11 protein-coding genes and 1 pseudogene are annotated in these 12,772 nt (G+C 46.9%); 9 read left to right on the top strand and 3 right to left on the bottom strand.

Annotated elements, in window-relative coordinates:
* Nucleotides 1-83 precede the first annotated feature (83 nt).
* The 8 genes from DCC85_RS11560 (at nt 84) to DCC85_RS11525 (ending at nt 8,650) form a co-directional block, all read left to right on the top strand.
* Nucleotides 84-506, top strand: a complete 423-nt coding sequence (locus DCC85_RS11560) for a cell wall hydrolase (protein WP_108465727.1) — start codon at nt 84-86, stop codon at nt 504-506.
* A gap of 45 nt (nt 507-551) precedes the next feature.
* Complete coding sequence (gene gerQ, locus DCC85_RS11555) at nt 552-995, top strand: spore coat protein GerQ (protein WP_108465726.1); 444 nt, start codon at nt 552-554, stop codon at nt 993-995.
* Nucleotides 996-1,273: 278 nt separating this feature from the next.
* Entirely contained in the window at nt 1,274-2,599 is a 1,326-nt protein-coding gene (locus DCC85_RS11550; protein WP_108465725.1) for a hemolysin family protein, read from the top strand.
* 399 nt (nt 2,600-2,998) lie between these two features.
* A complete protein-coding gene (locus DCC85_RS11545; RefSeq protein ID WP_108465724.1) occupies nt 2,999-4,726 on the top strand; it encodes an ABC transporter substrate-binding protein in 1,728 nt (575 codons plus the stop codon).
* A 69-nt stretch (nt 4,727-4,795) separates the two neighbouring features.
* Nucleotides 4,796-5,749, top strand: coding sequence for an ABC transporter permease (locus tag DCC85_RS11540; RefSeq protein WP_108465723.1), 954 nt, complete (start codon nt 4,796-4,798; stop codon nt 5,747-5,749).
* A 13-nt stretch (nt 5,750-5,762) separates the two neighbouring features.
* Nucleotides 5,763-6,695 carry an oligopeptide ABC transporter permease gene (gene opp4C / locus DCC85_RS11535; protein ID WP_108465722.1) on the top strand — a complete coding sequence of 311 codons (933 nt, stop codon included), beginning with the start codon at nt 5,763-5,765 and terminating at the stop codon, nt 6,693-6,695.
* A gap of 13 nt (nt 6,696-6,708) precedes the next feature.
* Entirely contained in the window at nt 6,709-7,692 is a 984-nt protein-coding gene (locus tag DCC85_RS11530) for an ABC transporter ATP-binding protein (RefSeq protein WP_108465721.1), read from the top strand.
* Nucleotides 7,685-8,650 carry an ABC transporter ATP-binding protein gene (locus DCC85_RS11525; protein ID WP_108465720.1) on the top strand — a complete coding sequence of 322 codons (966 nt, stop codon included), beginning with the start codon at nt 7,685-7,687 and terminating at the stop codon, nt 8,648-8,650. Before DCC85_RS11530 ends, DCC85_RS11525 begins: the two co-directional genes overlap by 8 nt.
* A gap of 63 nt (nt 8,651-8,713) precedes the next feature.
* Here DCC85_RS11525 and DCC85_RS11520 read toward each other — a convergent pair whose 3' ends face one another.
* The 3 genes from DCC85_RS11520 to DCC85_RS11510 all read right to left on the bottom strand — a co-directional run bounded on the left by DCC85_RS11520 (nt 8,714) and on the right by DCC85_RS11510 (nt 11,368).
* Nucleotides 8,714-9,304: a TraR/DksA C4-type zinc finger protein gene (locus tag DCC85_RS11520; RefSeq protein WP_108465719.1), complete on the bottom strand. Its 591-nt coding sequence runs from the start codon at nt 9,302-9,304 to the stop codon at nt 8,714-8,716.
* A 219-nt stretch (nt 9,305-9,523) separates the two neighbouring features.
* The gene (locus DCC85_RS11515) at nt 9,524-10,756 is read right to left on the bottom strand and encodes an aminopeptidase (protein ID WP_108465718.1); all 1,233 of its coding nucleotides are present in this window, start codon (nt 10,754-10,756) and stop codon (nt 9,524-9,526) included.
* Between the two features lie 75 nt (nt 10,757-10,831).
* Nucleotides 10,832-11,368: a PadR family transcriptional regulator gene (locus DCC85_RS11510; RefSeq protein WP_159081856.1), complete on the bottom strand. Its 537-nt coding sequence runs from the start codon at nt 11,366-11,368 to the stop codon at nt 10,832-10,834.
* Nucleotides 11,369-11,608: 240 nt separating this feature from the next.
* On the opposite strand from DCC85_RS11510, the pseudogene DCC85_RS23660 reads away from it, so the two are divergent.
* Nucleotides 11,609-12,760: pseudogene (locus DCC85_RS23660) on the top strand (CHASE3 domain-containing protein); the annotation flags it as partial.
* Nucleotides 12,761-12,772: the final 12 nt, after the last annotated feature.

Here is a 12,772-nt window from a genome sequence, read left to right as displayed (position 1 = left end):
ATCAAAGGTTCAAAAAAGAGGAACCAATTGGGCGAACACACATAAGATATACCGTTGATAAAGAGCCCAAAGGAGGTAAGCCGTTGGCAGTCATTAATGTGAATTCCGAAGACGTTAAACTGCTGGCCCGCTTAATGCGTGCGGAGGCAGAAGGCGAAGGAGAGCAAGGCATGCTGATGGTCGGTAATGTCGGTGTAAACCGGATTTTAGGCAACTGTCTCGATTTCCAAGACATACGTCTGATGAAGCAAATGGTGTTTCAATCGCCAGGAGGATTTGAGGCCACCCAGAAGGGATACTTTTACCAAAGGGCGAGAGATCGGGACATTCGATTGGCACAGCGGGTGATTAACGGGGAGAAGATTAGGCCGGCCAGCAATGCGCTGTGGTTCTTCCGTCCGGCAGGGGATTGTCCTGCGACCTGGTACGATCAGCAAAACACAGGCCGTTTTAAAGCCCACTGCTTCTTCGCGCCATCCGCAGAGGACTGCCCGGCCGTATATTAAGGTTTGGATCTTATACTTAACACTTATTTTAAGGAGGAAAAACAAATGTACGGATATCCTTATCGCACGGTGAATTACAAGACAGGAGTACCAGCTCAAGCTCCGGCACCCATGTACGGGGGAACTATGCAGGGAGGAAACATGCCGCCAAGCGTGCCAAGCGGAAGCCCTATGACTCAAGGGGGAACAGTGGTTCCGCAACAAATCCCAACTTTTGAACAGTCCTATATTGAGAATATACTCCGTCTTAATCTAGGGAAAATCGGCACTTTCTACATGACCTATGAGAATAACAGTCAATGGAATGCAAAAATATTCAAGGGTGTTCTGGAAGCTGCTGGCCGCGATCATATCATCATTAGTGATCCATCAACGGGTCAGCGTACGGTTCTCTTGATGGTGAACTTGGACTATGCTACATTCGACGAACCGCTGGTTTATCAATATCCTGGTGTGATTGGAAATCCGCCAGTAACCCGCCGATATTAAGCAATTAGCAGCCAAAGAACCTCCTCCTGCTTCTTTAGAAGGGGGTTCTTTGGCATTCTGCGCTGTTTTGTGTCATAATACGGGATTTGACTGTGTAGTGTATAAATATATAATGAAGTTAAGTAAGTATTGAATTAATTATAGGATAGGGAGATGGATACATTGGGAAGTTGACGCTGGGAAGAATGAAGAGTCGTTGTTTGGGAGATCCACATTTTAATCCGCGAAGGAGGTGCACCTATTCACTGCTGTAAGATGTAGCGGGGATAGGAAGCGTATTGAGTGACCCTTTACCGAGTCTATTGCAAATTGGGCTGATTTTATTATTAGTGCTTTTAAATGGTTTTTTTGTATCGGCGGAATACGCCATGGTCAAGATTAGAGGCGGCCGAATGGAGACATTGGTCGAAGAAGGCCGTAAGAACGCTCTGGTAGCTAGACGAATTATTAACCATGTAGACGGATATATGTCTGCGTGCCAATTAGGCATAACACTAGCTTCCCTGGGACTGGGGTGGCTGGGGCAGCCGGTTGTGGCAAACTTGTTGCAGCCGCTGTTTGACTGGATGGGATGGCATCAAGGCTTAGTCTACGGCGTGTCCCTCGCTATAGCTTTTCTCTTCATAGCTGTCCTGCATATTGTACTGGGCGAACTTGCGCCCAAGACGATCGCGGTACGTAAGGCGGAGCAAGTCACCTTGCTGTCTGCGAAACCGATGACCTTTTTCTATACCTTAATGTACCCCTTGATATGGGTAATTAATGGGCTTGCGAACGCTTTGTTGGCTATGCTGCATATCCGTCCAGCAACGGAGCAGGATTATGCGCACACAGAAGAAGAAATCCGAATTCTGATGAAAGAAAGCAGCGAGAGCGGCCTAATTGACAGCGCAGAAATGAAGCTGATGGATAATATCTTTGAATTCGCGGATACAACAGCGAGGGAGATCATGATTCCCCGTACGGAAATGATCTGCTTGTACATGAACAATACGGTTCAGGAGAATATTGATATTGCTCTTGAGGGTATGCGAACACGCTATCCGCTTGCAGATAATGATAAGGACCATATCATTGGCTTTATCCATATCAAAGATATGATTCGATCCGAAAGCATTGATCTTCGCAGTCTGCTGCGTCCTATTATGGCCGTGCCAGAGTCAATCTCTATCAGTGATTTGATGAAGCGAATGCAGCGGAACAAGACGCAGATTGCCATCTTGATTGATGAATATGGCGGCACTTCAGGTCTTGTGACCTTGGAAGACATCATGGAGCAGATTGTAGGGGAAATCCAGGATGAATTCGACGAGGAGCGGCCTGGTATCGAGCAGACGGGAGAGAATTCTTTCTCAATTGATGGGTTGATGCTGATCGAGACCATTAATGACCGGTTCGGCATGGAAATGGATTCAGAAGATTATGATACGATTGGCGGCTGGGTTTATTCGCACATCGAGGTACTTCCTCCTCGGGTTGGGCAGACTGTGAATTTTGAAGGTTATACCTTTATTATCGAGGAGACTGACAACAAGAGAATATCGCGCATCAAGCTGCTGAAGCAGCCGGAGACCTTCCTCCAGGTTGAAGAAGCAGGCGCTTAACTTCATATAGAACGAAAAAGACAAGAGACCTTAGTCCTTGTCTTTTTTTAGATTAAATTGTATGTTTTCGGGCGGCGCTTCATACGGGCAGGCCATACTCATATCTATTAAGAAAGGACAGGGCGGGGTGCCTGTCCTTTCTTTGCGTCAATTTGTGAGGTGAATTTGTTTGCAATGAATGGTTTATTGGTCTGCCATGATAAGATAATAAAAAAATGGGTCTATTATCATATAATCCATAAACAAATAACTATTTACATAAATGGAACAAATTATTATAATGATCTTTAACAAAATAAAACATAGTTAAACAATCGGAATATATTAATTAGACAAAATTATATGTTTTATTATTGTAGAATTCAAGGTTTAATTCCAAAAAATAGGGAGTGGAGTGAGATGAAGACTAGCAAGCTCGTATTGGTATCTGCATTTGTAGCCGGATTAATGGTGCTATCAGCCTGCTCAAACAGCAATGAACAGGCTTCGCAGAATGCCTCAAACTCTCCAAGCAGCAAAGGCTCAAGCAATGCAGTGACAACTACAGCAACATCGCTTGAACCAGTTCAAGCAGCAGATTTGTCCAAATTGCCCGATATTGCGAAGAAAAGAACGGATACGATCATCGTTGGGTTAACGGACCCCTCTGGGGCGTTTACGCCTTACTTTCACCAGAGCGGGTATGACGGTAACGTATCCAGCCTCCTGTATACTCCCTTGGTAACTCTGGATGAGAAAGGGCTGCCTGAAGCAGCGATCGCTGAGAGCTGGGATATTAGTGAGGATGAATTAACTTATACCTTTCATCTTGCACAAGATGCCAAGTTTAGCGATGGCTCGCCTCTAACCGCAGAAGACGTGGCCTTCACCTGGACGCTGATCAATGATAAGGCTTATGATGGCGATTCAACATTAAATTCGATAGGGATCAAAGGAGCTAAGGATTATAAGGAAGGGAAGGCAAGCGCGATTAGCGGAATTAAGATTATTGATCCGCATACCATTTCCGCCACAATAGAGAAACCGGATGCTACGGCACTTACGACACTCGGCTCTGCTGTACTCTCCAAGGCTTATTACGGTAAAGACTATAAATTTGGGCAACTGGATTACATAAAGAAGCTTCATGAGAAGCCGCTAGGCAATGGGCCATACAAACTGGATAAGTTTATTCCGGGGCAAGAGGTTCGGTTTGTGGCTAATGAATATTACTATAAAGGCAAACCCAAGACAGAACGGTTTATTTATAAAACCTCTGAAGGCGATGTGTGGCAATACCTGGAGACAGGGGAAGTGGATTATGCCACCTTTAATGCAACCCAGGAGAATTTAGATAAGCTGAAAAGCCTTGGCTTCGTGAACATTATTCCTTACACGCCGAGCAATTACGGATATCTACAGCTAAATTTGGAGCATGAGCAGCTTAAGAGCAAAAAGGTACGTCAGGCGTTGACCTATGGCTTGGACCGTCAAAGTATTTATGTGGATGCCAATCAAGGAGCAGGCCAAGTGGCTAACATTCCTTCTTCTCCAATCTCATGGTCATACACCGAGGAAGGGATTAACCCGTATAAGTTCGATCCCGAGAAGGCCAAGCAGCTGCTGGATGAGGCTGGATGGAAGGAAGGGGCTGGAGGAATCCGCGAGAAGGACGGCAAGAAGCTGACCATTCATTTTCTAGGCAGCAAGAATGCAGGGACCGATACCTTTATCGCTATGGCGAGCGAGAATTATAAAGAAATTGGCGTGGACTTCCAGCCTGAGGTCTTTGCGGACTTTAACGCACTGGTATCCAAAGTGGAGAGCGGCGATTATGACATGGCCTCGTTCTCTACATCCATTCTCTCCGATCCATCGGAAGGGCTTGTGCAATTCGTTGATGGGGAGATCAAGGGTTACAACAATCCTGAATTTAATAAGCTGTATCAACAAGGACTGGAGACCAGTGATATTGAGGCTCGCAAGAAGGTTTATTCCCAGCTGTACAAGATTGCCAATGAAGATCTGCCGGTGATCTTCACAAGCTATAAGAAGACGGTCTCTGCTTATAACGGCAGAATTGAGAATCTTAAGATTAATCCGTTCGTCGGTTTGTCCCAGACTATACCGGCTTGGACACTTAAGTAAATCCAATACACAGCCCCTGTGCCGGAGGTCTTCTTGGCCGGGGGCTGTTAATAACAAGGAGCTATGTTCATGAGCACTTATTTAATTAAGCGACTGACTTATATGCTCATTATTTTACTTGCAGCCTCATTACTTATCTTCAGTTTGTATGCCTTAACGCCTGGTGACTTTGTGAGCGGGAATATGAAGCTGAGTCCTGAGCGCAAAGCAGAGCTTCGGGAGATTTTTGGACTCAACAAGCCGCTGATGGAACGCTATATCACGTGGATGAAGAACGCGCTCCATGGTGATTTTGGATATTCACTGGCCCAACAGAAACCTGTGCTTCAGCTCTTCAATGAGTACATATGGAACTCATTTTTGCTAGCGATTGTGTCTACTTTCTTCACCTGGCTGCTGGCTGTAATTATTGGCGTTATCGCTGCCTATAAGCAATATTCCTGGTTTGACTCCATCGTGATGGTGTTCATTTTTGCGGCAATGTCCATCCCATCCTTCTTTATCGGGTTATTTCTGATCAAGATTCTGGCCGTTGACCTGAAATGGCTGCCTCCTGGAGGAATGCTCACAACCGGAAGCACGGCTACAGGGCTTGCTTACGTAAAAGAAGTGATTCATCACATGACCATCCCCGTCATTGTGATGACCCTGCTGGGGGTGGGCTCATTAACCCGATATTTCAGAGGGAACATGATCGATGTGATCCAGCAGGATTATATTAGAACCGCAAGAGCTAAAGGAATGAAAGAGCGCAAGGTGCTGTTTACACATGCACTGCGCAATGCGCTGCTGCCGGCGATCACGCTGGTGGGGTTTGAGCTGCCTGGCTTGTTCGGGGGTTCCTTGATCATTGAGAAGATCTTCAATTGGCCAGGGATTGGCCAGCTGTATATGTCCTCCTTCTCGGTTAGAGACTACCCGCTTCTGATGGGATTCACGATGTTTATTGCAATTTTAACCGTAATCGGCACTTTGTTGTCCGACATTCTTTATCGTTTAGCTGACCCGCGGGTTAAGCTCTGAGGAGGGGGAACCGATGTCATTCCTTAGCAGTGACGCACCACATGCAGAGAGCTTTACCCCGGAACGGAAGAAGGCCAAGTCCTCACTTTGGCGTACTGCATTTAAAAGTCTCCTGCGGAACAAGCTTGCCGTCACCGGGTTAATTGTTGTGCTGTTTATGTTTCTTGCGTGTTTTATGGGTCCTTTTTTCTCTCCGTATACGGACGGTAGAGTGAACCTAGCCCAGATGAATAGGCCGCCAAGCCTTCACCACTGGCTGGGGACGGATAAGCTGGGCAGAGATGTGCTCACTAGAGTACTGCAGGCGGGTAGAATCTCATTAACGGTCGGATTAGCTTCTATGGTTCTAAGTGTATTTATCGGCTCCATTCTAGGAGCTATTGCGGGGTACTATCGCGGAATTGTAGATCAAGTCGTGATGCGTATTGCGGATCTGCTGCTGACTATTCCCAGCTTGCCGCTGTTATTTATTGCTGGAGCCTTGCTGTCTGATTGGAAAGTGCCTACGGATTACAGGATGTATATTGTGATGGTGATGCTTAGTCTTGTCGGTTGGCCCGGACTGGCCCGAATGGTCAGAGGACAGATGCTCAGCCTTAGGGAGCGGGAATTTATGCAAGCGGCAACAGTACTGGGATTACGAGATCGGCGGAAGCTGTTTCACCACTTGTTGCCTAACATTATCCCTTTGCTAATTGTTATTGCTACCCTCAACATCGGCGGCTCCATCCTGATGGAATCGGTATTAAGCTTCTTCGGTCTCGGGGTCATCCCCCCGACGCCTACCTGGGGGAATATGATTGATACCGCCAATAATCTTATTGATTTTCAGGAGCGTCCTTGGCTGTGGATTCCTCCAGGGTTCTCTATATTTGCTACTGTTATAGCTATTAATTTGTTCGGGGATGGCCTAAGGGACGTCTTGGATCCAAAACATAGGAAGTAGAGGAAGGATTCGTATGGAACAACTGTTGGAGATCGAGCATTTACAAACATTTTTCGAAACCGGGGAAGGCACCGTTAAAGCTGTGGACGATGTGAGTCTACAGATTCGGCGCGGGCAGACGGTTTGTATTGTCGGAGAATCGGGATGCGGCAAGAGCATTACAGCGATGTCGATCATGGGGCTGATTGACAAAACGGCCGGACGCATTACTGGTGGGACTATTCGTTTTGAAGGCGATGATTTGCTCCGAATGTCTAAGAATGAGCTTAGAGCGATCCGGGGTAGTAGGATATCCATGATCTTCCAGGAACCGATGTCCTCGCTTAACCCGGTGCTTACGATCGGTGAGCAAATTATGGAACCGTTAATTGAGCATAAGAAGCTTAGCAAGAAAGAAGCGGCTAAGCGGGCGATTGAATTGATTGAGCTTGTAGAAATCTCACGTCCTGAACAAATATTCAGGTCTTATCCGCATGAGCTGAGCGGGGGGATGCTTCAACGCATAATGATTGCGATGGCGATCTCCTGTGATCCGAAACTGCTTATTGCCGATGAGCCGACAACGGCTCTTGATGTAACCATACAAGCCCAGGTTCTTGATATGCTAAGATCGCTCAAGGAGAAATCAGGCATGTCCATTCTTCTGATCACACATGACCTGGGAGTGGTCGCCGAAATGGCGGATTACGTGGTGGTGATGTACTCTGGGAAGGTCGTTGAGGAGGGCGAGGTCAGCCAATTGTTCGAGTCACCCAAGCATCCTTATACACAGGGGTTGTTAAAATCCAAACCGGCGCTGGATCAGCAGCTATCCGAGCTATACTCTATTCCCGGGCAGGTTCCCAATCCTCTGGACCTTACCGAGTCATGTTATTTCCATGACCGCTGTGAGCACTGCATGGAAGTATGCAGGATCAAAGCCCCTCAATTAAATCGGCTTAATGATGAGCAGCAAGCCGCCTGCTGGTTATATGAAGGGGAGGGGGCTTATGTCTAAAAGTTTACTTGAAGTAAACCATTTGAAGAAGTACTTTCCGATCAAATCCGGCTTGTTCAACCGAACGGTTGGCCAGGTGAAGGCCGTAGATGATATTAGCTTAACGATCAAGCCCGGTGAGACCTATGGGCTTGTTGGCGAGTCAGGCAGCGGTAAGAGTACGGTGGGACGAAGTATTGTCAGATTGGTAGACAAAACAGAGGGAGAAATCTTCTTTGACGGACAGGATATCCATCGTCTTTCGTCTGAGGAGCTAAGGCGCATACGTCCGCGTCTGCAGCTTATTTTTCAAGATCCTTACAGCTCCTTAAACCCCAGAACTCGCGTAGGAGATGCGATCGGGGAACCGCTACTGGATCATGGGCTTATGGCTCGAGGCGAGATCCGTGACCGGGTGAAGGAAGTACTGGAGTTATGCGGATTGTCAACATATCATATCGATCGCTTCCCTCATGAGTTCTCAGGCGGTCAGCGTCAGCGAATTGGTATTGCTCGGGCGCTAGTCCTGAATCCGGATTTGATCATTGCGGATGAGCCGGTTTCGGCTTTGGATGTATCCATCCAAGCACAGATTATTAATCTGTTCAGCAAGCTTCAAGCGAGCCGAGGACTTGCCTATTTATTTATATCCCACGACCTCAGCGTAGTGAAGCATCTATGCACGAGGATTGGAGTCATGTACTTGGGATCTTTAATGGAGACGGGGACACGGGAAGAGCTGTTCAACAATCCGCTTCATCCGTATACTAAGGCATTACTGTCGGCGATTCCCCTCCCGATTCCTAAAATGAAACGGGAACGAATGGTTCTTAAGGGCGATATTCCGAGTCCGGCTAATCCTCCGTCTGGCTGTAAATTCCATACTCGCTGTCCTTATGCCGCGGATATATGTAAGCAGGAGATGCCTATTTTGAGGCCTATCGAGGGCGAACATTCGGTAGCCTGTCATTTTGTTTAGAGGCTGTTCATGCAAGCAACCCCGGACGCTTGAACCCATCAAGCTCCCGGGGTTGCTGCCGTATTAATCTTCATCAGGAGTAGTGTCTGCGGCAATCTCATCATAATTATCGACATTACGCTTGGCGGCCATAGCTGGTGAGTCTGAGTTGCCATACTCTTCAACGGTGTGCCAAGCATCGGCATCATCAAATCGTCCTGCATCCTGCTGACGATATTCCCCGGCTCCTTTGGGGGGAAGGGTCATCACTTCCTCTTCTATCGCCCGCCGCTCGGAGATACTCTTCTCCGGGGTATGTTCAATGCAGAAGGTAGTGTAGGGGAGCGCCTCAAGCCGTTCAAAAGGGATCTCTTGTCCGCAAACTTCGCATTTTCCATAATCTCCAGAGTCCATCAAATCTAGTGCATGATTGATTTGGTTCAGCTGATGATCCAGATTGTCATCAATGGCTAGATCACGGCTTCGCTCAAAGACTTCTGTCCCTACATCCGCAGGATGATTGTCGGCCGCAGACAGTTCTCCTGTAGAGTCGCGCAGGGATTCATCGAGGCCAGGGCCGTTTCCGTTCTCATCAAAATGCTCCTCCAAATCCTGCTTTTCGTCCAGAAGACTTTTCTTCAGCTGATCCAGCTGTGATTCTGTTAGATGACTCATTGTTGACTCCTCCTTGCTGCTAGGGATACTTCTTTCTTAACCGGAAACAGCCATTGCTGACACATAAATCACTCTACAGCAAAGAAGAGAGGGAGTAGAGAAGAACGGGTCTATTCATGCAGATACTTAGTTGAAGATAAGAAAAATCGGCTGAACCTCAGCAGTTAAGCCGAAATCCAGCCGATGATAAGTACTATCCAATGATCCTAAAACGTCTAATTAGAACGCCCAGTTCCCTTTGGAGAATACCGGTTCTTCTTTACCGTCTTCTGTAACACCGTAAATGTCCATCTCTGCAGATCCCACCATGAAATCCACATGGGTAATACTGGTGTTCAAGCCGCGGGCCTCAAGCTCTTCCTGGGATAAGCCTTTACCATCTTGAAGATTAAAGGCATAAGCACTGCCGATGGCCAGGTGGTTGGAGGCATTTTCATCAAACAGGGTGTTGTAGAACAAAATGTTCGATTCTGAAATCGGCGAGTTATGGGGCACCAAAGCCACCTCACCCAGATAATGGGCTCCTTCGTCCAGGGAGATCAGCTGCTTCAGCGTTTCTTCGCCTTGCTTAGCCGTTACGTCCACAATCCGTCCATTCTCAAAGGTTACGGTAAACTCGTCAATAATGTTACCACTGTAGCTCAGCGGCTTGGTGCTGGAAACTTTACCGTTCACACCAGTTTTCTTAGGTGCTGTGAACACTTCTTCTGTTGGCAGGTTGGCAAGGAAAGAATGCCCCTGCTCATTAATGCTGTCAGCAGCTACCCACAAATGGCCCTCTGGAAGCTCGATGGTTAAATCTGTTCCTGGAGCTATGTAATGCAATTTTTTATACTTCTTATTATTGAGGTACTCGGATTTTTCCTTCAAATTGCGAATATGTTTATCCCAGGCTTCGAATGTGTCCGGCTGGTCAATGCGAACGGAACGGAAGATGGCTTCCCAGAGTTTGTCAACCTGCTCGCTTTCTGGTACATTAGGGAACACTTTGGCTGCCCAAGCTTTGGAAGGTACGGCAACGATCGACCAGCTGAATTTATCAGATTGCTGATACTGCCGGTATTTGCTCATCACTTTGCCGGTTGCCTTCTGGAGATTGGTAATGCGGTCATGAGCAACTCCTTTGAGAAGATCGGGATCGGACGACATCACATGCAGGACAGCGGCTCCGCCCTCCACGAGCTCCAGCATTTCTCCGGCATACCACTTGGGTTCATCCGAGAAAGACTCTTCTGCAGCCATATCGTAACGCAAGCGGGTAACGACGTCGTCGCTCCAATTGACTTTGACAAATCTGGCTCCTACTTCGTAGGCCTTCTTGACAATCAGGCGAACCAGTTCCACAGAATCAAGCGCAGCATTGACTATAAGGTTCTGTCCTGGCTGTACGTTGACGCCAACCTTGACAGCCAGTTCGGCGTATTTCTCAAGCTTTTGTTGAAAATCCGACATTTTAGATTCCTCCATTATAATGGTCTATACAAAGACTATTTTACCTTATCTCAACCTGCTCACCAAATCAATATGCTAAGCCTCTAGCAGTTCAAGCACCCATCTGCACCAGGCGATTTCTTGTTCCTCCAAATGCAGCCTTCTGCGATGCACAATATATCGGCCGAAAGCGGGATGGATGGGATTTTCAATCTGTTCGCCAAACTCCTCAATCATGCTATTTAACTTCAGATTTCGGGCTTGCAGTTTCTTCTCATATAACTCGATCCGATCTTCAAATAGCCGCACCGCGGTGCCGCGATCAGACAGCGACAAAGAGTACGCCTTAATAAGGAACTCATCTCTGGACACCGGATGTGCGGGAGCCTTACCGATCCAGGATTTCAATTGGGCTCGTCCACTTTCGGTTATGGTGTAAATCTTCTTGTTAGGCTTGCCCGTCTGCTCTATATTCTCTGCTGTAAGAAATCCTCCGCCCTCTAATTTAGCCAGGAGAGGGTAGATTTGGCTGTGTTTGGCTTGCCAGAATACTTCCATCATTTTTGCGAGTTCATAGCCTGAACAAGGCTTTCGAACGAGCATGGCTAACAATGCGTAAGCTAAACTGTTCATCGGTATGCTTCGACTCCTTCTCAAATTAAAAAACAATGCCGAATTTGTGTTAAAAGTGGTAGGATAATTTGGGACACAGGTGTTCATTAGAAATCATCTTTATCATTATAGTCTTTTCTTTATTATATTACATGTTATGGAGGGAAGAGTTAGTTGTTAAAAAGTCGAATAATCAATATACGAACCAAAATCCTGTTTGGTTACTTTATTGTTGTGCTTTCCGTGGGTTTGTCTCTATGGATGGTATCAGCACGTATTGAATCACTTCAGCAGGAGACAGACTTTTTGAATAGCCATGATCTGGAAGTACATAATTTGACCAATGATATTGAGAAATGGGTACTGGACATGGAGACCGCTCAGCGCGGGTACCTATTGTCCGGAGATGAAAGCTATTTGGTTCCTTATAACAATGCGCTAAGCACCTGAAACCTGTCCTACAGCAAGCTGGAAGACTTGATATCCGATAATCCGAATCAGCTCAAAAATCTGGAAGGGATCAAGAACCACATTGAGAAGTGGATTCGAATCGCAGGCGAGCCGTCTATTCATTACAAGCAGCAGGGGAATGAAGAGCAAATTCGTGCTTTCTTCTCTAATGATCCGGGAAAACCGATTATCGATAAAATTCGTGTAGAGTTTGATGCTTTCCGCACAACAGAGAAAGAACTCACTACAGCACGAATTGAGAAGCTTGCGGAGGGAAACGATCGGCTGATTGGTTTTATTGTACTTCTCTGGATCGCCGTAGCCGGCATTGCGGTCGGAAGCGGAATCGTGGTTTCAGGCAATATTGTTAGCTCAGTACGGCAAGTAATGAACGTGATCCGAGAAATTAGTATAGGTGGAAATCTATCAAAGCGTATCCATGTCCGTACTAAGGATGAAATTGGGGAACTTGGCCATGCAGCGAACGATCTCCTAAGTGAGGTGGAGAAAACCAATTCAGAGAAGGACCGCTTGAATGAGCTTTCAGCCAGTTTACAGAACGCGCTGGAGCCCAGTGCTTTAACGGCTGTACTGTTGAATCGTCTAACAGAGCTGTTTCAGGCTGCTGCCGGTGCGGTATATTTAGCTACAGAGGATCAACGCTTAAGACAGGATGCTGTCTATGCTGGTCAGAACGGATTCAATCCTGGGGAGCTCAAGATCAATTATGGTGAAGGCTTAGTCGGTCAATGTGCATTAGACAAGAAGATGATCTGTCTGGATCATGTTCCTGGAGACTATCTTAAGGTCCATTCAGGCTTGGGGAGTATGACGCCGTTTCATTTACTGCTGGCTCCGGTCATCTTCGAGCAGGAGACGGTTGCCGTAGTGGAATTGGCCCTGCTTAAGCCTCTAGAGCAAAGACAAATGGCTTTCCTAGATCAGCTGTTAGGCATTGCAGGCGTTGCCGTTCAT

This window comes from Paenibacillus sp. CAA11, assembly GCF_003060825.1.
GTDB lineage: Bacteria > Bacillota > Bacilli > Paenibacillales > Paenibacillaceae > Fontibacillus.
The sequence above is the reverse complement of the archived record's forward strand: the minus strand, read 5'-3'. Positions and strand labels throughout refer to the sequence as shown.